Below are 19,862 nucleotides of genomic sequence, written 5' to 3'. Positions count from 1 at the left end.
CAGGGCGGCGTTTCGTTCCGCTGTTCAGCGGATCATGTAGACCTTCTTGATCGTCTCATGGACGGTGCAGACGCCCTTCCAGTCCTTGGGGAAGAAGGCTGCCGTATCCGGCGTAATCTCGATCACCTCGCCCGACTCGTGCACATAGGTGCTGCGGCCTTCGAGGAAGTGGCAGAACTCGTCGCGGGTCACGTGGCACTCCCACTTGCCCGGCGTGCAGACCCAGAGCCCGCATTCGCTCTCGCCGTTCGGGCCCTTGTGGATCAGCCGGCCGGAGACGTGGCTCTCGCCCTCGATCATGGTCGGGATGATGCCCCAGTCGACGAGATCGGTCTGTTCGAGCGGATTGCGCATCAAAGGTGCGGTGGTCATGGTCATGTCCTTTCGAGTGGGCCGGCTCAGGCCAGCATGTAGATGTTGCGCATGGTCTCGTGGACCGTGCATTCGCCGGTCCAGCCGGCCTTGAACATCACGGCGGTGCCGGGGGTGACGTCGATCACCTCGCCGTCGTCCGACCGGTAGGTCGCAGAGCCGGCGACGAAGTGGCAGAACTCGTCGCGCGGGATCGACAGCCGCCAGCGCCCGGGCGTGCAGACCCAGATGCCGGTTTCCGGTTGGTTGTTCGGCCCCTTGAACAGCAGGCGGCCGGTCGATTTCGAAGCACCCTCGATCGCATCCGACTGCACGCCCCAGTCGACGAGGTCGTCGAAGGTCGTGGCGCCGTGGATGTGCGGGGCCGTCGTATTCAGCGTCTCAACCATTGTATTTCCCGGTCTTCACCAGTTCGTCGAGAATACCGGCTGCCTTCTGCGGCCCGTTCTGGCTCTGCATGTGCTTTGCGGCAGCGGCGAGCTTGGCCTTCATCGCCGGGTCGTTGATCATGTGGTCGATCTTTGCCGCCAGTTCCGCGTCGGTCCAGTCGTATCGCGGCATCTTGAAGCCGTGGCCTGTCTCGTCGACGCGGGTCGCGTTGTCGTGGCCGTCCCAGACATAGGGCATGATGATCGCCGGCTTGCCGAAGTAGAGGCACTCGGTGAAGGAGTTGTTGCCGCCGTGATGGATCACGGCGTCGACGAGCGGGATGACAGATGGCTGCGGGAACCAGCTCTCGACGATGACGTTGTCGGGCAGGTTTTCGTACTGGTCCTTGTAGTCGCCGACATTGACCAGAGCGCGGTACGGCAGCTTGCCGACCGTTGCGATGATCCGCTTCAGCAGATCCGTGTCGCCGGCGCCGAGGCTGCCGAAGCTGACATAGAGCAGCGGCTTGTCGTTGTTGGCCTTGAAGACCGGCACTTCGTAGGGCTTTTCCGAGCGCACGCAGCCTTCGAGATACTGGAACTGGCTCGGGTTCAGCGGGTGTTCGCGCTCGAATTTCACCGGCTCCGGATAGAGCAGCAGGTTCATGAAGGGCGAGGCCTCGAAGAACTGGCCGATCGGATAGGCGTCCTCGCCGGTCGATGTCAGGAATTCGTTGAAGTCGTCATGGATCGGCTTGATGACCTCGTTGAAATGGTCGCGATAGGCCGCATGGCAGGCATAATCCTTGGCGCCACAGCCGGAGAGATGCGGCGGGATCTTGGGATCCTCGATCTCGTTTTCCGAGCAGGAGATGATGCGCACCCACGGCTTGCCGAAATGCTTGATGGCCGGAAACAGGATGACGTTGTCGACGCAGATCAGGTCCGGCTTGATCCTGGCCAGCACGCCCGGGAGGTCCTTTTCCGCCCATTTGGCGCTGTCGACGATCGCCGTCCAGCAGTCCTTCACATAGTTGTCGATCTGGTCGTAGGGGCTCTTGCGGAAGTTCGGAATGTGGCCGTTGATGAAGTCTTCCCAGAACTTCGCCATCTGCTCCGGCGGCATCGGCTCGGAGAGATTCACCGGATGGGCCTCGAAACCATAGCCCTGATAGACCGAGACGAAACCCGGATCGGACAGGAAGACGGCCTTGTGACCAAGCGCCTCGATGGCCTGCGCGATACCGACGGAATTCAGCGCCGGTCCGAAGGCGGCTTCTGGAAAGAATGCGATTGTCTTTTGCGACATGGGGTTCCCCTTCATTTTTTAGTTCTTGAATAGCCGGGTGCGATCCGGGTCGATCGCGATGTGAATGGTGTCGCCGACGGTGTGCGGCACGGCGGCATTGGCCGGAACCCGAACCTGCAGCGGCGTTGCACTGGCGGCGATCTTGACGTGCAGGACACGGTCGAGACCGTGATAGGCCATGTCGACAATCTTTCCTGCGCTGCCGGCGCCGCCTGCCGTCACCGTGATGTTCTCGGGCCGCACGGCAAGCGTCGCAGCACCACGGATGTCGGTTCCGACCGCCAGGTTTAGTCCGTCGGCAGCGAAATTGCCGTCGTTGCCGACCGCACCTTCGATGAAGTTCATCACGCCGATGAAGTTGGCGACGAAGCGGTCGGCCGGCGTTTCGTAGACGGCCTCGGGCGATCCGCATTGCAGCAGCTTGCCGTCCTTCAGGATCGCCATCCGGTCGGCCATGACCAGGGCCTCTTCCTGGTCGTGGGTGACGATGATGAAGGTGATGCCGACCTCGTGCTGCAGGCGCTTCAGTTCGAGCTGCATGCGTTCGCGCAGTTTCTTGTCGAGCGCGCCGAGCGGTTCGTCGAGCAGCAGCACCTTCGGGCGCTTGACCAGAGCGCGCGCCAGCGCAACGCGCTGCTTCTGTCCGCCCGACAGCTGGTCGGGCTTGCGGCCGGCGAACTGGCCAAGGTCGGTCACCGCCATGATCTCCTCGACGCGGCGGGATATTTCCGCCTTCGGCAACCGGTCCATCTCAAGCCCGTAGGCGAGGTTCTTGGCGACCGTCATGTGTGGGAAGAGCGCATAGGACTGGAACATCAGGTTGAGCGGCCGCTTTTCCGGCGGCAAAGCGGAGATGTCATTGCCTTCCAGGAGGATGCGCCCGCCGGTCGGCGTCTCGAAACCGGCCAGCATGCGCAAAAGCGTGGTCTTGCCGCAGCCGGAGGGGCCGAGCAGCGCGAAGAATTCGTTCTTGCGGATCTCCAGCGACACGTGGTCCACAGCGTTCACCGGGCCGAAGCTCTTGTGGAGGCCGTCGATCGTCAGGATCGGCTCGTGGGAATGGGGCGCGTCGGTCATTGCATCTGTTCTTTGTTGAGCCATTGGGAGATGAGCAGCGCAAGCGCGCTCACCCCCATGACGATCGTGGCGAGGGCGTTGATTTCCGGCGTGATGCCGAAACGGATCATCGAGTAGATCTGGATCGGCAGGGTGATCGAGGAACGGCCGGCGCCGGCGGTGAAGAAGGCGATGATGAACTCGTCGACCGAGAGCGTGAAGGCCAGCAGCCCCCCGGCGATGATCGCCGGCAGGAGTACCGGGAACGTCACCCGCCAGAAGGTCGTCCAGCCCGAGGCGCCGAGATCGCGGGAAGCCTCGACGATCGAATAGTCGAAATGCTTGAGCCGCGCCCGGACCACCGAACTCACGAAGGCGAGGTCGAAGATCACGTGGCTGATGATGATCGTGTGCAGGCCAAGCGTCACGTTGAGCAGCGAGAAGAAGGTGAGGAGTGCGACGGCAAGCACGATGTCCGGAATGACCATGGGCGCAAACGCGAGAGCCTCGAGCCCCGTGCTCTTGCGGCGCCGTGTCTCCATGCCGAGCGCCAAAAGCGTGCCGAGCGCCGTCGAGATCAGCGTCGCGAACACCGCGACGACCAGCGTATTCCAGGCCGCCCCGAGGATCTCGCCATTGCCGGCGAGCGCGGCGTACCACTTGAACGAGAAGCCGGACCAGCTTGTCGGCAGGCCCGCCTCGTTGAACGACAGCGCCACCAGGACCGCGATCGGCAGGTAGAGAAAGCCGAAGACGGCAAGCAGGACGAGACGGCCGGGCAGGCGCGAGGAATTTGCCATTCTCATGCGTCCGCCCTCCCGCGCTCGCCGCTGGCACGCGCGGTCGCCCGGGCCTGCAGCATCAGGAGGAGGATCATGATGGCGATCAGCACGAGACCGAGGGCTGCACCGAAGGGCCAGTCGTTAGCGGTGAGGAACTGGTCGTAGACCACGTTGCCGATCATCTGGAAGCGGCCGCCGCCAAGCAGCGCGGGCGTCACGAAATTGCCGATCGACAGGACGAAGACGAAGACACCGCCGGCAGCCACGCCCGGCAGGGTGAGCGGCAGGGTGACGCGCCAGAAGGTCCGGATCGGCCCGCCGCCGAGATCGCGGGAGGCTTCCATCAGCTCGGGGTTGAGCCGCGACAGCGTCGAATAGATCGCCAGGATCACGAAGGGCAGGTAGTTGTAGACGAGGCCGACGATGACCGCACCTTCCGTGTAGAGCAGCGACAGCGGCTCGCCTTGATAGCCGAACCAGCGCAAAAGGTTGTTGATCAGGCCTTCGCGGTTGAGCAGCACCATCCAGGCATAGGTGCGGATCAGATAATTGCTCCAGAACGGCAGAACGGCAAAAAACAGCAGCATGGGCTGGCGCATGCGCGGCGCACGGCTGATCGCATAGGCCGCCGGATAGGCGATCAGGATGGCCAGCAGCGTCGCAAGACCGGCGATGCGCGCCGAAGTGAGGAAGATCTTCGCATAGAGCGGATCGACGACGCGGGCGAAGTTTTCAAGCGTGAAGGTATATTCGATGCCGCCCCACATGCCGCGCTGGAAGAAGGCGTATGACAGGATCAGCAGGCACGGCGCCACCATGAACGCCACGAGCCAGGCGACGGCCGGCGCGGTAAGCAGGTTCGATCGGGCGGACTGATAGGACATGCACGAGTTCCAGACGAGGGATTGCCATGACGACCGGCAAGGGAGCGCGGCAGCCGAAGGGGTGGCGATGAGGGAGACCGACATCTCCCCCATCGTCTTGCAGTGTTCGGGTCTTCTCCGCTTAAGGCCTTAGTTCGCGGCCTTGATCTCGCTGACGGCGCGAGAATAGTCCTTCTGGGCCGCCCCCAGATCGCGCAGCAGTTCGTACTTGGTCAGTTCAGTCGGCGTCATGCCCATGTTCGGGTATTGATCGATCAGCGCCTTGTCGAGGCTCTCCATCGCAGCGCGGTTCGGCACCTTGTAGAGGATGTTTTCGGCAGCCCAGGCATGGTTGGAGGCGTCGAGGATGAAGTTGATGAACTTCATCGCCGCATCCTTCTTCTCCGAGTTCTTCATCACGACGATCGTGTCGACCCAGAGATCGGAGCCTTCCTTCGGCACGACGAACTTGATGTCCTTGTTCTCGGTGATGCCGTAATTGCACCAGCCGTCCCAGGCATGCACGAGCGAGGCTTCGCCCGATACCAGCTTGGAATAGAAGGTCGTGTCGTCATAGGCGAGCAGCGTCTTCTTCGCCTGGATCAGCAGATCCTTGACCTCGGCGATCTTCACCGGGTCCGCTTCGTTGACCGAATAGCCCTTGGCGAGCTCGCCCGCCGCCATCAGCCAGCGATCGGTCGCCAGCATCGTGGTCTTGCCCTTGATGTCGTCGGACGGGGCCAGCAGGTTCATCCAGCTGTCGGGCGCGGTCTTGACCAGATCGGAGCGATAGCACAGGCCGGTCGTGCCCCAGGTATAGGGCACCGAATAGACATTGCCCGGGTCGTAGGCGAGATTGACCGCCTCGGGATAGAGGTTGGCGAGGTTCGGAATGGCGGCGCCATCGAGCGGCTCGACCAGACCCTGATGGTTGAGAATCTCGGCGAAGGGCGACGAGACGAAGACGACGTCATAGCCCTTGCCCTGGCTCGCCATCAGCTTGCCCATGATTTCTTCGTTCGTGGCGTGGTTCACCACTTCGATTTCGAGGCCGGTTGCGGCCTTGAAGCTCTCGGCGATGTCCTTCGCCATGTAGCCATCCCAGTTCGAGATGACGAGATCGGCCGCGTTGGCGACACCGGCGCTGCCGGCGAGTACGGTTGCGGCGAGCAGTTTGACGGCAAAGGCGCTGGTTCTGGCGTATCCGCTTTTCGTTCGCACGGATCTCTCCCTATTTTTGATGATTGTTCCAACCTCATTCGGCGAGGCGTCGGTGTCCCGATCTCGTGTCGCCGTTGGTGAACAGTATTATTTATAAAAAAAATACGTCAATAGGGAATTTACATTTTCTCAACTGCTGCCAGAATTGACAGGGAAAGGCTTGCGAAAAGAGCCGGCTAAGGTCAGCATGCGGCCTTTGTGAGAGACAGGTGGGGCATGGCGACAGAGCCGGGACGCATTCATCACCGCCATGTGGAATTGGCGCAAAGAATACTGGATTTCGCCAGCGAGCGCGGCATGTCGCCCGGCGAACGGCTAGCCGAGCAGGCGCTCGCCTCGCACTGCAATGTCTCGCGAACACCGGTCCGCAAGGCGCTTCAGGTCCTTGCGGAGCGTGAACTGGTGACCGCCGATGCCGATGGCGGCTTTCTGCTCGCCGTCGATCCGGTGGCCATCGCGCGGCTCGACGACGTCGGCGAAAGCGATGGAGAAACGGAGATCTACAGCGCCATCCTGCGCGACCTCTCCGCCGGCCGGATTGCCGAGGCGCAGACGGTTGCCGGACTGCAGCGGCGCTATGACGTCTCCCGCCAGACGGTACAAAACGCGCTACAAAAACTCTCCGAGGATAATCTGGCCGAACGCGGTGCCGGCCAGCAATGGCTGCTGAAGCAGTTTGCGCTGGGCGCCGATGCGGTCGCCAAGTCCTACGAGTTCCGGCTGGCGACCGAGCCGCTGGCACTGACCCTGCCCGAATTCCGCCGCGACCTGCCGGCGCTGACCTCGCTGAGGCAGTCCATGCTCATCCTCAGGAGCATGAGCGAGGCGGATTTCGACCGCAAACTGTTCGAGCGCACCGATTTCGACTTCCACATGCTGGTGGCGCGGGGCTGCGGCAATCCCTTCATGGCGGAAGCCCTGACCAACCACCATCGCCGGCGCCGCGCCAATGCCGCGGCGGGCCACGTGAACACCTACCGGCTGATGCAGTCCAATCTCGAACATATCCAGATTCTCGAGCAGATCGAGCGCGGCCAGATGGAGCTTGCCGCCGATCTGATGCGTGTGCATATACAGCTGTCGCAATCGCTGAGGCCGCGCCTCGCCGGCCGCGGCGTCCCTCCCGCCTTCAAGCTCGTTTCGCGATAAGGCCAGCAAAAACAAATCCATGGCAGCACAAAAGACCATCGCCCTGTTCCCCGAAGCAAGCTACGGCGCCGCCCTCAACTGCGTCGGCATCGCCCAGGAGCTGCGCCGGCTCGGCGCCCGGCCCGTCTTCATCTGTCATCCGGGTTTCATCGGCGTCTTCGCCGAATATGGCTTTGCCGAATATCAGCTAGGCGAGAGCGGTCCGGCCCAGACGACCGACTGGAACGACTTCATCAGCCGCCACCAGGATGCCTTCCGGCAATCGCCCTTCGAACAGCTCACCTCTTATGTCGGGCCGACCTGGGACGCCATCGTCGAGACGGCGATCGGCGTCGAGGATCCGCTGCGCCAATTGCTGGCAAGGCTGAAGCCCGATGCGATCGTGCTCGACAACGTGGTGATGTTTCCGGCGATCGCGACGGCTGGCGTGCCGTGGATCCGCGTCGTGTCCTGTGCCGAGACCGAAATCCCCGACCCGCTGGTGCCGCCCTATCTGTCGGGTCTCGGCGAAACGCCGGGCGCGGACTGGAAGGCCTTTTCCGCAGCCTATGACAAGGTGACGGCCGCCTCCCACAAGCGGCTCTCCGCGTTCATGAGCGAGTGCGGCTTGAAGCCGCCCGCCGCACCCCTGTTTCTCGACGCCTCGCCCGATCTCAACCTGCTGCTCGCGCCCGAGATCATCCGCCATCGCCGCGCCGAACCGCTCGACCCCGAGCGTTTCGTCTTCCTGGACGGCTGCGTGCGGCGCGAAACGCCCTATCAGGTGCCGCGTTTTGCCAGCCACAATGATGCGGAACTCGTGCTGACCAGCTTCGGTTCGCTGGGTGCCATGGATGTCGACATGCTGCGGCGGATGATCGACGTCTTCGCCACCCTGCCCTATCGCTTCCTCGTCAATGCCGGCCATTGGCGGGACGAATATGTGCAAGTGCCGGACAATGTCTTCATCGACAGCTGGTTCCCGCAGCCATCGGTGGTCGAACAGTCGAGCCTCTTCATCCACCACGGCGGCAATAACAGCTTCTGCGAGGCGCTCTATTACGGCGTTCCGTCGCTGGTGATGCCCTATTGCTGGGACGGACACGACAATGCGCGCCGCGCCGAGGAAACCGGTGTCGGCAGGATGCTCCATCGCTACGACTGGTCGCCGGACGAACTGGCAGACGTCATCGGCGGGCTTCTCTCCGACCGCGCCATGCAGGCCCGCCTCAGGGACAATGCCCGCAAGATGCAGGCCTTTGCCGGGGCGACCCGCGCCGCCGAGGCGATCCTCAAAGTCACAGGCTGACCGGGTTTTGCCCCGTCGCCTGCGCAAGAACCAAAAGCCAAGAAGGGGAAAAAATGAAGCACAAGCTTTTCATCGACGGTCAGTGGCTGGCACCCGTCAAGGGCGGCACCTTCCCGGTCGTCAATCCGGCAACGGAAGAAGTCATCCACCAGGCGCCGGCCGGCACGGCCGAGGACATCGACCTGGCGGTCAAGGCCGCCAGGCGGGCCTTCGACACCGGTCCCTGGCCGAGGATGAGCGGAGCCGAGCGCGCCAGATACCTGCGCGCCATGGCCGAGAAGATTCTGGAACGCAAGCAGGAATTGGGTCGCCTGGAAGTCATCGACAACGGCAAGCCCTTGCCGGAAGCCGTCTGGGACATGGAAGATACCGCCGGCTGTTTCTCCTTCTACGCCAAGCTGGCGGAAGAGCTGGACGAAAACCCGGAGGAGCCGATCAGACTCTCCGAGCCGCGCTTTTCCTCGAAAGTCGTGCGCGAGCCGATCGGCGTCGCCGGCGCGATCATTCCGTGGAACTACCCGATGCTGATGGCCTCATGGAAGGTCGCGCCGGCGCTTGCCGCGGGATGCACCATGGTGTTGAAACCCTCCGAACTCACCCCGCTGACGGCACTCGAACTCGCCGCCATCGCCGAGGAGGTGGGGCTGCCGGCCGGCGTGCTCAATGTCGTGACCGGCCTCGGCCCCGATGCCGGCCGGCCGCTGTCCGAGCATCCGGGTGTCGACAAGCTTGCCTTCACCGGCTCGGTGCCGACCGGCGCGAAGATCATGGCGGCTGCCGCCCGCGACATCAAGAATGTCAGCCTCGAACTCGGGGGCAAGTCGCCCTTCGTCGTCTTCGCCGACAGCGACATTGAAAAAGCCGTCGAATGGATCATGTTCGGCATCTTCTGGAACCAGGGCCAGGTCTGCTCGGCCACCTCCCGCGTGCTGGTCGAGGAAAGCCTCTATCCGGCATTGCTGGAACGGCTGGTCGCCGAAACGGCGAAGATCCGCATCGGCGATGGCCTGGAAGACGGCACGCTGCTCGGCCCGCTCGTCTCCAGGGGACAGCATGACAAGGTTCTTGCGATGATCGAGCGCGGCCGCGCCGAGGGCGCCACCATCGCCCATGGCGGCAAGCGTCCGGAAGGGTTCGACACCGGTTACTTCCTCGAACCCACCATCCTCACCGACATGGGCGAGGACAATTTCGTCTGGCGCGAGGAGATCTTTGGCCCGGTCGTCTGCGTCAAGACGTTCAAGGACGAGGCCGACGCCATCCGCATGGCAAATGACAGCAAGTTCGGCCTGGCCGCCGCCGTCATGTCAAAGGACAAGGCGCGCTGCGAGCGCGTCGCCCGCGCCTTCCGCGCCGGAATCGTCTGGATCAACTGCTCGCAGCCGACCTTCACCGAAGCGCCCTGGGGCGGCTACAAGCAATCCGGCATCGGCCGCGAACTCGGTAAGTGGGGCCTTTCCAACTATCTCGAGGTCAAGCAGATCACCGCGTTCAACAGCGACGAACCCTGGGGCTGGTACATCAAGTAGAGCCGTCACCGGTTCAAACGAAGCGACCGGCGATCACCGCCGGCCGCGTCCGGACAGCCTCGAAAACGCGGTAGTCGTCACCCGGCCAAATGCTCGAACAGCCGCGCCACGGCTTCGGCGCCTGGATCGACGTGGCCCTCGAGTTGTTTGGCATTGATATAGGCGGCCCGACCGGCCTTGGCGCGCAGCAGCTTGGCGGTCATGTTGGCGCCGGCGCGGGCGGCGGTTGCCGCAGCCCCGATGCTCTCCCCGAGCGCGTCCAGAGCGGGGGCGAGCGCATCAACCATCGTGCGGTCGCCGACCTGGGCGCCGCCGATTTCCTGCATGCGGGCAAGCCCCGCCTTCAGTGCGTCGCGCATCGGCAGGCCGCTCGATGCCCCGTCGCCGGCCGCGGCAAAGAAGATGGCGAGCAGCACGCCCGACGAGCCGCCCATGGTCTGGCTGAGTTCCAGGCCAATCGCGCGGTAGAGCTGGGTATGATCCGACAGGGGCAGGCGATCCATCGCCTTGATGAGCGCTCGCGCCGCCCCCGCGAGCGTCGAGCCGGTGTCGCCGTCCCCCGACTTGGCATCGAGCGCATTCAGGTCCTGCTCTGCGGCGATCATCACATGACAGCAGTTGATCAGGAACTCCCGCGTCTCCTTGTGGTCGGACGGCAGGGGCGTGATCGGCGTCAGCCCATCCGGCAGGGCGGCAACGGCGACCGGCCGCACGGCGGCAAGGCCGGGCCATGCGGCAAGCGCCACCGGCTGGCCAAGCGCATCCAGATCAGCCTTGTCGGCCGGATAGAGCGAGATCGAGAAGCCGCGCATGTCGAGCGAGGTCATCATCGGCGCAGGCCCGACGACATGGGAAATGTGCTTGCCGACTGCGGAGTTGATCAGCTCATGGGTCAGTACCGACATCTCCAGCACCGACGTTCCGCCGAGATTGTTGATCAGGGCGACATGGGGCCTGTCGTCGATGGTCGGTGCCAGCTTGGCCGCGACGGCGGCCATGGCGGACCGGGCGTCGGAAAAATCGACCTGCTCGACGCCGGCTTCGCCATGAATGCCGAGGCCGAGCTCGGCCATGCCCTCGGGGATGCGGTCTTCCTTCGGCGAGCCCGGAACCGTGCAGGTATCGAGCGACATGCCGATGCTCTTGGTACCGGCAACGACCCGCCTCGCCGCCGCGGTGACGGTGTCGAGATCCGCGCCGGACTCCGCCAGCGCACCGGCGATCTTGTGCACGAACAGGGTCCCGGCCACGCCGCGCGCCTGTGGCAGATCGGGCAAGGCAATGTCGTCATCGACGATCACCATGCTGACATTCAGCCCGAAGGCGCGCGCGCGCTCGGCCGCCAGGCCGAAGTTCAGCCGGTCGCCGGTATAGTTCTTGACGATCAGCAGGCAGCCTGACGGACCCGTGACGGCAAGGATGCCGGCCAGAACCGCATCGACGCTCGGCGAGGCAAAGACATCGCCGCACACGGCCGCCGTCAGCATACCCGCGCCGACGAAGCCTGCATGAGCCGGTTCGTGGCCCGAACCGCCGCCGGAGACCAGAGCGACCTTGGACTTGTCCCAGTCGCTGCGCACGACGACGCGGATATGCGGGTAGCCGTCAAGGCGCGCCAGCGGGCTGCGGGAGGTTGCCAGCAGGCCGTCGATCGCTTCGATGACGACGTCTTCTTTCCTGTTGATGAAATGTGCCATGGAGAACTCCCTTAAACGAGGCGCAGGCCGTCCGCATCGAAGTAGAGCGGCTTGTCTGGCTGAATTTTGACGATATCGCCACTCCGCAATCCAGTATGGGCATCGGTTACGGTCACGAGATCATGATTCTGGAACGAAAGGTGCAGACGCGTCTGGTCGCCGAGATGTTCCACCCGCGTGACCAGGCTGTCCTCCCCGACGCCCTGGGCGACATGTTCAGGCCTGAGCCCGATAGTAACGGCACCACGCGGAGCGGCGGGGAAGAGGTCCGCCGGCAGGAAGTTGATGCGCGGCTGACCCAGCCGGGTGGCGGCATAGACGCTGACCGGGTTTTCGTAGACCTCGCGCGGCGAGCCGAACTGCACCAGCTTGCCGTGATGCAGCACGCCCACATGGGTCGCCATGGTCATCGCCTCGATCTGGTCATGCGTGACATAGAGCAGTGTCGCGCCGGAATCGGCCTGGATGCGCTTCAGCTCGATGCGAAGATCGGCCCGCAACTTGGCATCGAGCGAACTCAGGGGCTCGTCCATCAGGTAGATGCGCGGATTCCTGACAAGCGCGCGGCCGATCGACACCCGCTGCATCTCCCCGCCCGACAGCGCCGTCGCCTTGTTGTCGAGCTTGTGGGAAATCTGCAGAACGTCGGCGATCGCCTTCACCTTGCGCGCGATCTCGTCCGGCGGCGTCTTCAGCAGCGGCGACTTCAGCGGAAATTCGAGATTCTGCCGGACCGTCAGATGGGGGTAGAGCGAATACTGCTGGAACACCATCGCGACGTTGCGCTGCGCAGGCGTCAGGCCGCGCATAGGCTGGCCGTCGATATAGACCTCGCCGCTGTCGGGGTGGTCGAGCCCGGACACCATGCGCAAGGTCGTCGTCTTGCCGGCGCCGGTCGGCCCGAGCAGCACCACGAAAGACCCGTGCGGAACGGTCAGCGACACATTGTCGAGCGCCACCTGGGTGGCGAACGTCTTGGTCACGTTTTCGAGGACGACTTCAGCCATGACGTAGCACTCCCTCATTTGCTTCCGACAGGAGCGCCTGCCCTCGTTCCTCGGTAAAGACGGTCAGCGTGCGTGCATCGAACTCGAGGCCGATTATTTCTCCGGGCGCAATTGCCTGATTGGAGGAAATGCGGGCCTTCACCACCCCATTGGCCGTCGCCATGGTAACGATCTGGGTCGTGCCGAGATATTCGGTCGCGATGACCCGGCCACGGAAATCCGATCGGTCCGAGAAATGGACATGCTCGGGCCGGACACCCAGCGTCAGTTTCCCCTTGGCGCCCTGGCGGGAAACAGGAACCCGCACCGCCGTTCCCGAAAGTTCGACATGATCTCCGCCGATGCCGATCATGCCGTCGAATTCCAGGAAATTCATCGGCGGAGAACCGATGAAATTCGCCACGAACTTGGTTGCCGGCCAATCGTAGATCTGCTGCGGCTTGCCGAACTGCTCGACGACGCCGTGGTTCATCACCACGATCTTGTCGCCCATTTGCATGGCCTCGAGCTGGTCGTGGGTCACGTAAACCGTCGTCGCCCCCATGCGATCATGCAGGGCACGCAGTTCTTCGGCCATGTGCTCCCGGAACTCCGCATCGAGCGCGCCGAGCGGCTCGTCCATGAAGAAGGCCTTGGGCCGCCGGACGATCGCCCGGCCGAGCGCCACGCGCTGCCGGTCGCCGCCGGAAAGGCCGCCAACGGGCTTGTCGAGAATGTCCTCAATCTTGAGGATGCGCGCCACTTCGGCCACACGGCTTTTCACCTCGGCCTTGGGCACGCCCTGGCTGAGCAGCGGATAGGAGATGTTGCGGCGAACATTCATGTGCGGATAGAGGGCAAACATCTGGAAGACGAAGGCGATGTCGCGCTGGCTGGCGGGCTTCATGCCCACCTCTTCGCCGTCGATGTAGATCTCGCCGCTCGTCGGCAGTTCGAGACCGGCCATCATGCGCAGCGTCGTCGTCTTGCCGCAGCCCGAGGGGCCGAGCAGCATGAAGAACTCGCCATCCTCGACGGTGAATGTGGAAGACTGGACGGCCGTGAAGCTTCCGAATTCCTTGCGCACATTTTCGATTCTGATCTGTGCCATGGATTACTCCGGAAAGTGGCTGACGACGATGAACATCACCGTGCCCACCAGGGTGACAACGAAGGAGTAGGAGAACAGCCACAGGGCGAAAGGCTGCATCAGCATGACCACGCCCGCGGCAATCAGGAAGGAGGCAACCAGTTCCCAGGCGCCGCGGCGCAGGCGGAACAGGCCGTTGAAGAACTCACTCATTTGCGGACCGCTCCGAAGGTGATGCCACGCAGCAGATGCTTGCGCAGGACAATGGTGAAGACCATCACGGGAACAAGGAACAGCGTGGCGCCGGCAGCCACCGCCGGCCAGTCCTGGCCGCCCACCCCGATGATCGTCGGAATGAAGGGCGGCGCAGTCTGGGCCGTACCTGATGTCAGCAGCACCGCGAAGGCATATTCGTTCCAGGCGAAGATCAGGCAGAAGATTGCGGTTGAGGCGATGCCGGTCACCGCCTGCGGCAGGACGACCTTGTAGAAGGCCTGGAACCGGGTGTAGCCGTCGATCAGCGCCGCCTCCTCGTATTCGACCGGGATCTCGTCGATGAAGCCTTTGAGCAGCCACACGGACAGCGACAGGTTGACGGCCGTGTAAAGCAGGATCATGCCGGCATGGGTGTCGCTTAAGCCCAGTTGGCGGAACATCAGGAAGATCGGGATGGCGACGGCGATCGGCGGCATCATGCGCGTCGACAGGATGAAGAACAGAAGGTCGTCCTTGAGCGGCACCTTGAAGCGCGAGAAGGCATAGGCGGCGGCCGTTCCCAGCACGATGCAAAGCACGGTCGAACCGAACCCGATGATCACCGAATTGGTGAACCGCTCGCCGAAGCGCGAGGGACCGGCAATCACCAGCCCATCCTTGCGGACCAGCCGCTCATACCACGACGTAGGTTCGCCCATCTGCTGCAGGGTTTCCTCCGAAACGCGCGTGCGGGTGGTGAACAGGTTGACATAACCTTCCAGAGTTGGCTCGAAAACGACCTTCGGCGGATAGGCGATTGCATCGGACGGCGACTTGAAGCCCGTGGCGATGATCCACAGGAGCGGCAGGATGGTGACGACCGCATAGAAGACGACCAGGATGCCGGCGAACCATTTCTGGCGGGCCGAGGGCTCCGTGACGGAATAGCTGCTCATCGCTGCTTCACCTTGTTGAGGGCTTTGACGTAGATCGACGCAAGGCCGAAGACGGTGACGAAGAGAATGACCGCATAGGCCGAGGCATAGCCGGTGCGCCACTTCTCGAAGGCCTCGCGCTTGAGGTTGATCGAGGTGAGTTCGGTGGTCGAACCGGGACCGCCGCCTGTCAGTTGCACCACTAGGTCGAACATCTTGAAGTTCTCAATGCCGCGAAACAGGATCGCCAGCATCAGGAAAGGCAGGACCATGGGAATGGTGATGGTCCAGAACTGGCGCCATTTGCTGGCCCGGTCGCATTCGGCAGCCTCGTAGATGCTGTCTGGAATGGAACGCAGACCGGCCAGGCAGATCAGCATTACGAAAGGCGTCCACATCCAGGTATCGACGATGATGATCGCCCAGGGTGCTAGGTTGACGCTGCCGATCATCGAGAAGCTGGACGGATCGGTGCCGGTGAGGAACCCGACGGCATAATTGAACAGGCCAATCTGCGGCTGGTAGAGGAAGGTCCAGAAGTTGCCGACGACAGCCGGGCTCAGCATCATCGGCAGGACGATGATGGTCGTCCACAGGTCGTTGCCGCGAAACTTCTTGTTGATCAGATAGGCGAGCGAGAAACCGATCAGCACCTGCAGCACGATGGTCCAGATGAGGAAGTGGGCCGTCGCCTGCATGGTCAGCCAGATGTCGCCATCCGTCAGGATGCGCCGGTAGTTCTGCAGGCCGGTGAATTCCACCTCGGCATTGGGCCGGTTGACGCGGAAATTTGTGAAGCTCAGGCGAATGGTCCAGATGAGCGGGAAGATGTTGACCGCCAGCAGCAGGACGATCGAGGGCGCGACGAACAGCCAGGCGATGGCGCGGTCGGAGAGGCCCCGGATCCGCCTGGCCACCGCCGGCGGCGTGGCGCGTGCGACGCGATCTATCGGTGTATCGGACATGATACCCCCTTCAAGGAATGGATCTGGAATGGCAGGGCCGGAAGTAACGACCGGCCCTGCATTGACGCGGTCATGCGCTGAGGCGACAGCGTAACCTCAGTACTTGCCTTCGTCCTCGAACACGTCGGTCCAGTCCTTGACCAGACCGTCGAGGGCTTCCTTGGCGGTGCCCTGACCGGCGACGACATAGTCATGGAACCGCTTCTGCGAAGCCTGCAGCAGCGACGCATAGGACGGCTCGGCCCAGAAGTCCTTCACGATCGCCATGGAGTCGAGGAAAGTCTGCGCATAGGGCTGGCTGGTGGCGAAACCCGGATCCTCGACCACGGCACGCAGCGCCGAGTAACCGCCCAGGCTCCACCACTTGGCCTGGATCTCGGGCTGGGCAAACCACTTGATATATTCCAGCGCGGTCGCCTGCTTTTCGGAGGCTGACACCACCGAGATGCCTTGGCCGCCGAGCTGGGCGAACTGCTTGCCGCCCGGGCCGGCGGGATTCGGGAAGTAGCCCGACTTGTCGCCGCCCACCTTGGCGTCGGCATGAATGCCGGGCCAGATGAAGGCGAAGTTCATCTGAAGGGCGACCTGGCCCGACTTGTAGGCGTCGATGTTCTCGGACATGTAGGCGTCCGAAGAGCCGGGCGGCGTGCAGCAGTCGTAGAGCGCCTTGTAGAATTCCAGGCCGGCGACGGAATCGGCCGAATTGACGAACCCTTCGAGTTCATAGGGCTTGTCGGGATTGTCATACTCGAAGCCATAGCTGTAGAGCACGTCCATGACACCCATGGTGATGCCTTCCGAGCCGCGCTCGGAATAGATCGCCGCGCCATAGACCTTGGTGCCGTCGATCTCGCGGCCCTGGAAGAACTCGGCGATATCCTTTAGCTCGGCGAGGGTCTTCGGCACGGCAAGGTCGCGGCCGTATTTGGTCTTGAATTCGGCCTGCAGCTCGGGGCGCGAGAACCAGTCCTTCCGGTAGGTCCAGCCGACGACGTCGCCGAAGGCCGGCAGCGCCCAGTAGTTCGGCGTGTTCTTCGGCCACTCCGAATAGCCGGTCACGGTCGCGGGGATGAAGTCGCTCATCTTGATGCCTTCCTTGTCGAAGAAATCATTGAGCTTGATGTATTGGCCGTTCTCCGCCGCACCGCCGATCCACTGGCTGTCGCCGATCATCAGGTCGCAAAGCTTGCCGCCCGAATTCAGCTCGTTGAGCATGCGGTCGGCGAAATTCGGCCACGGCACGAATTCGAATTTCATCTTGTGGCCGGACTTGGCTTCGAAATCCTTGCTGAGCTCGACGAGAGCATTGGCGGGATCCCACGCCGCCCAGCAGAGGGTCAATTCATCGGCTTGGGCGGATGTCGCGCCAACCGCGCCGGCACCGACAAGAGCGCCGACAGCCACTACGGAATTCAATAGCCTGGACTTCATGGTTGAAAACCTCCCTTTGTGCATCCCGACCTCCATCAGGAAACGAAAAAATGCCCCGCAGGGGCAAACAGCGCAGAATGAGGAATTGCGACAGGCCGCCATCCTCCCTGGCCCCTTCAACAACAATGCGCTCCTCCGATCGCGATCGGTCCCTTAGCAATTGATGTCGTCTGCGTTAGTAATTGAGGTGCGCACCTCAATGCAAGTGATTTTTGAGGTGCGCACCTCAATTTCTTGCTTTTTGCTTGATTCTGTTGGAAAAGTCGGATGGCGTATTTTTACAGAGACCGACAGGAGACCGGATGCGGCCCACAGCGAAAGATCTTGCCGAAGCGGCCGGCGTGAGCTTGGCCACGGTGGACAGGGTGCTCAACGACCGGCCGTTCGTCAGCAAGACGGCGGCCAGGAAGGTCAATGAGGCCATCGAAAGGATCGGCTTCGTCCGGAACCCGGCGGCCGTCAACCTTGCACGCAACAAGACCTATCGCTTTCTTTTCGTGCTGCCGAACGCCGGCGACCAGTATCTGCGCGAACTGCTTCAGCGCGTCGAGGAAGCCCGGGAAGCGTTGAAATCGGATCTGACCGTCGTCGACGTCGACCAGATCCCCATCAGCGACCCGCACTTCGTCGCCAAGTACCTCGCATTGATCGACAGCAACACGGTCGACGGCGTGGCCATCATGGCGCCGGAATCACCCCAGGTGCGCGATGCGATGGCCCGACTTTTCGAGCGGGGCATCAAGGTGGTGCAGTTTCTCTCCGGCCAGGAGAAGCTCGAAAACACGGATTTCGTCGGCGTCGACAACTTCGCCGCCGGCGCCACGGCCGGCCGGATCATCGGCCGCTTCCTGTGCAACGAGCCGAGCAAGATCATGGTCATCGCGGAAACCATGATGGCGCAGGACAGCATCGAGCGCCGGCTCGGTTTCGACAGCATCATCAACAGCCGGTTCCAGCACCTCAAGAGCCTGCCGTCCCTGGAGACCTATGGCGACGAGCGTCGGGCACAGACGATCATCCAGAGGACGCTGGAGAACAATCCGGACATCAAGGCCGCCTATGTGCTAAGCGCCGAAGCCCGCATTCCCGTGGCCGCCATCGAAAAGAGCGGAGACCACGGCGCGCTGACCGTCGTCGTACACGAGCGCACGCCCTTCACCGAGGAAGCCCTGCGCGACGAGCGGATCGATGCGATCATCGCTCAGGATCCGGGGCACGCCGTGCGTAGCGCCATCCGCATCATGCGGGCACGCACGGATCTTCGCGAACCCCTCGCCTCCCAGGAAAAGATCCGCATCGAGGTGCTGCTGAAGGAGAACCTGTAGCTTCGCGGTACAACGGCCAGCACGCCCGCAAGACCGCGCGCTCATGGCAGCGTCCGCTGAGAAGCCTTTTCGACAGGCTGCACATGCGGCGCGACCAGTCACGAACCAAGCGAGCGCCCATCCCGTCTCGGTTACGGTTGGAGCGCACCCAGCTCATCGGATCGAAGAGATGGAGCGCATCCTCGTCGAGGCGAAGCGGTGCTCCGTTCCACTGGCAATCGGGCAGTTCGGTGGGAGGCAGGCCCGCGGTCGGTGACGTTCGGTGCGGCAAGTGAACCGATCAGCCGAACCTTTGACCCGCGTTTCTCGGCGATCTTGAAAACGCCTGCCGGTACAATGCCGCAATAGAAGCGACCGGCCCCAGGGAACGACGACAGGTCTCCCTTCCGAGGGGCCAGCTTCCAAAGGCGTGTACCGAGACCCGCCCCCGGCTCCGCAGCCGCCTTACGTACTGCTTTCCAGCCTGTATCGGCTTCCCGGATAGAGTAGGCGGACGGAGGTGACGATCCGGTCCGCCGACCAGGTGCGCCGGCGGATCAGCAGGCAGGGCTCGGACCGGGCGATCGCCAGGTGCCTGCACTCCCAGGGCTGCGGCAAGACGGCCTCGACGAACTGCTCGGTGTGCGAGATCGGCGCGACCTGCGTCAGATAGGCGTTCGGAGTCGTGACCTTGAAATCCTGGTCGAGGTAGCCCGGCGCAACCGCTGCGTTGACGAAACGGTCCTCCAGCTGGATCGGCAGATCATCCTCATGATGCAGGATGACGGAATGAAAGGCGGGGCTGCCGACCTCGACATCGAGCGCCTCGGCAAGCTCGTGTCCGCAAATCTCGGTCTGCGCCAGGATGACCTGCGACGTGTGGAGCGATCCCCGTTCGGCAATCTCGTCGGCGATGTTGCGGACCCCCATGAAGGGCGCGCTGCGCTTCTTGCTGGCGACGAACGAGCCACGCCCCTTCACACGGACGATGACGCCTTCCATGGCGAGCTCCCGGAGCGCGCGGTTCGCCGTCATGCGGCTGACATTCAATGTCTCGGACAGCTCGTTTTCCGAGGGAACCCGATGATCGGCCGGCCACTCGCCGCTGTCGATCCGCTGCTTGATGTCGGCCTTCAGGCGCTCGTAGAGCGGCGTGTCGCGCGGACCGGCGGACGGAACGGCGTGGTCGGCCTCGGACATGTGGCGGCTCCTCGATGATGCTGTCTCGTGCATACAAAATACGCATCGGAAATAAAGCGCAATTTTCTCGCCACCCACTTGTCGGATTTTGAAAACTCTGACATCTTCCCTATACAACTCTT

At 62.9% G+C, this 19,862-nt stretch carries 19 protein-coding genes; 4 read left to right on the top strand and 15 right to left on the bottom strand.

Going from position 1 to position 19,862, the window contains the following annotated elements:
* Positions 1-24: 24 nt before the first annotated feature.
* The 7 genes from AC07Y0_RS00475 to AC07Y0_RS00445 all read right to left on the bottom strand — a co-directional run bounded on the left by AC07Y0_RS00475 (position 25) and on the right by AC07Y0_RS00445 (position 5,971).
* Positions 25-372, bottom strand: coding sequence for a cupin domain-containing protein (locus tag AC07Y0_RS00475; RefSeq protein WP_104368002.1), 348 nt, complete (start codon positions 370-372; stop codon positions 25-27).
* Positions 373-398: 26 nt separating this feature from the next.
* Entirely contained in the window at positions 399-761 is a 363-nt protein-coding gene (locus AC07Y0_RS00470; RefSeq protein ID WP_498673463.1) for a cupin domain-containing protein, read from the bottom strand.
* Positions 754-2,049, bottom strand: coding sequence for a glycosyltransferase (locus AC07Y0_RS00465; RefSeq protein WP_498673461.1), 1,296 nt, complete (start codon positions 2,047-2,049; stop codon positions 754-756). The genes AC07Y0_RS00470 and AC07Y0_RS00465 overlap by 8 nt, the downstream gene beginning before the upstream one ends.
* A gap of 18 nt (positions 2,050-2,067) precedes the next feature.
* A complete protein-coding gene (locus tag AC07Y0_RS00460) occupies positions 2,068-3,126 on the bottom strand; it encodes an ABC transporter ATP-binding protein (protein ID WP_498673460.1) in 1,059 nt (352 codons plus the stop codon).
* Complete coding sequence (locus tag AC07Y0_RS00455) at positions 3,123-3,911, bottom strand: ABC transporter permease (RefSeq protein WP_210163665.1); 789 nt, start codon at positions 3,909-3,911, stop codon at positions 3,123-3,125. The genes AC07Y0_RS00460 and AC07Y0_RS00455 overlap by 4 nt, the downstream gene beginning before the upstream one ends.
* Positions 3,908-4,771, bottom strand: a complete 864-nt coding sequence (locus tag AC07Y0_RS00450; protein ID WP_498673458.1) for an ABC transporter permease — start codon at positions 4,769-4,771, stop codon at positions 3,908-3,910. Before AC07Y0_RS00450 ends, AC07Y0_RS00455 begins: the two co-directional genes overlap by 4 nt.
* 129 nt (positions 4,772-4,900) lie before the next feature.
* Complete coding sequence (locus AC07Y0_RS00445; protein ID WP_498673457.1) at positions 4,901-5,971, bottom strand: polyamine ABC transporter substrate-binding protein; 1,071 nt, start codon at positions 5,969-5,971, stop codon at positions 4,901-4,903.
* Between the two features lie 216 nt (positions 5,972-6,187).
* On the opposite strand from AC07Y0_RS00445, the gene AC07Y0_RS00440 reads away from it, so the two are divergent.
* From AC07Y0_RS00440 to AC07Y0_RS00430, 3 genes are read left to right on the top strand one after another with little or no spacing between them, the layout of a single operon-like run.
* Positions 6,188-7,120, top strand: coding sequence for a GntR family transcriptional regulator (locus AC07Y0_RS00440; RefSeq protein WP_454747310.1), 933 nt, complete (start codon positions 6,188-6,190; stop codon positions 7,118-7,120).
* A gap of 19 nt (positions 7,121-7,139) precedes the next feature.
* A complete protein-coding gene (locus AC07Y0_RS00435; RefSeq protein WP_498673455.1) occupies positions 7,140-8,408 on the top strand; it encodes a glycosyltransferase in 1,269 nt (422 codons plus the stop codon).
* Positions 8,409-8,461: 53 nt separating this feature from the next.
* A complete protein-coding gene (locus AC07Y0_RS00430; protein ID WP_498673454.1) occupies positions 8,462-9,937 on the top strand; it encodes an aldehyde dehydrogenase family protein in 1,476 nt (491 codons plus the stop codon).
* 77 nt (positions 9,938-10,014) lie between these two features.
* On the opposite strand, the gene AC07Y0_RS00425 is transcribed toward AC07Y0_RS00430, so the two are convergent.
* The 7 genes from AC07Y0_RS00425 to AC07Y0_RS00395 all read right to left on the bottom strand — a co-directional run bounded on the left by AC07Y0_RS00425 (position 10,015) and on the right by AC07Y0_RS00395 (position 17,236).
* The gene (locus AC07Y0_RS00425; protein WP_498673452.1) at positions 10,015-11,634 is read right to left on the bottom strand and encodes a dihydroxyacetone kinase subunit DhaK; all 1,620 of its coding nucleotides are present in this window, start codon (positions 11,632-11,634) and stop codon (positions 10,015-10,017) included.
* A gap of 11 nt (positions 11,635-11,645) precedes the next feature.
* Positions 11,646-12,641: an ABC transporter ATP-binding protein gene (locus AC07Y0_RS00420; RefSeq protein ID WP_498673451.1), complete on the bottom strand. Its 996-nt coding sequence runs from the start codon at positions 12,639-12,641 to the stop codon at positions 11,646-11,648.
* Positions 12,634-13,731, bottom strand: coding sequence for an ABC transporter ATP-binding protein (locus AC07Y0_RS00415; RefSeq protein WP_498673450.1), 1,098 nt, complete (start codon positions 13,729-13,731; stop codon positions 12,634-12,636). Before AC07Y0_RS00415 ends, AC07Y0_RS00420 begins: the two co-directional genes overlap by 8 nt.
* Before the next feature lie 3 nt (positions 13,732-13,734).
* Positions 13,735-13,923, bottom strand: a complete 189-nt coding sequence (locus AC07Y0_RS00410; RefSeq protein ID WP_498673446.1) for a hypothetical protein — start codon at positions 13,921-13,923, stop codon at positions 13,735-13,737.
* The gene (locus AC07Y0_RS00405; protein WP_498673444.1) at positions 13,920-14,861 is read right to left on the bottom strand and encodes a carbohydrate ABC transporter permease; all 942 of its coding nucleotides are present in this window, start codon (positions 14,859-14,861) and stop codon (positions 13,920-13,922) included. Before AC07Y0_RS00405 ends, AC07Y0_RS00410 begins: the two co-directional genes overlap by 4 nt.
* A complete protein-coding gene (locus AC07Y0_RS00400) occupies positions 14,858-15,805 on the bottom strand; it encodes a carbohydrate ABC transporter permease (RefSeq protein ID WP_498673442.1) in 948 nt (315 codons plus the stop codon). The genes AC07Y0_RS00405 and AC07Y0_RS00400 overlap by 4 nt, the downstream gene beginning before the upstream one ends.
* Before the next feature lie 96 nt (positions 15,806-15,901).
* On the bottom strand, positions 15,902-17,236 hold the full coding sequence (locus AC07Y0_RS00395; protein ID WP_498673439.1) for an ABC transporter substrate-binding protein: 1,335 nt from the start codon (positions 17,234-17,236) through the stop codon (positions 15,902-15,904).
* Between the two features lie 302 nt (positions 17,237-17,538).
* Between AC07Y0_RS00395 and AC07Y0_RS00390 the strand changes: the two genes are divergently transcribed.
* Positions 17,539-18,561, top strand: coding sequence for a LacI family DNA-binding transcriptional regulator (locus AC07Y0_RS00390; RefSeq protein WP_498673436.1), 1,023 nt, complete (start codon positions 17,539-17,541; stop codon positions 18,559-18,561).
* Between the two features lie 444 nt (positions 18,562-19,005).
* Here the strand turns inward: AC07Y0_RS00390 and hutC are convergent, their stop codons facing one another.
* The gene (gene hutC / locus AC07Y0_RS00385; protein ID WP_498673433.1) at positions 19,006-19,740 is read right to left on the bottom strand and encodes a histidine utilization transcriptional repressor HutC; all 735 of its coding nucleotides are present in this window, start codon (positions 19,738-19,740) and stop codon (positions 19,006-19,008) included.
* Positions 19,741-19,862 lie beyond the last annotated feature (122 nt).

This window comes from Allorhizobium sp. GW101-3B10, assembly GCF_059424725.1.
Note: the sequence above shows the minus strand (reverse complement) of the source record. Positions and strands in the feature narration are given on the sequence as shown.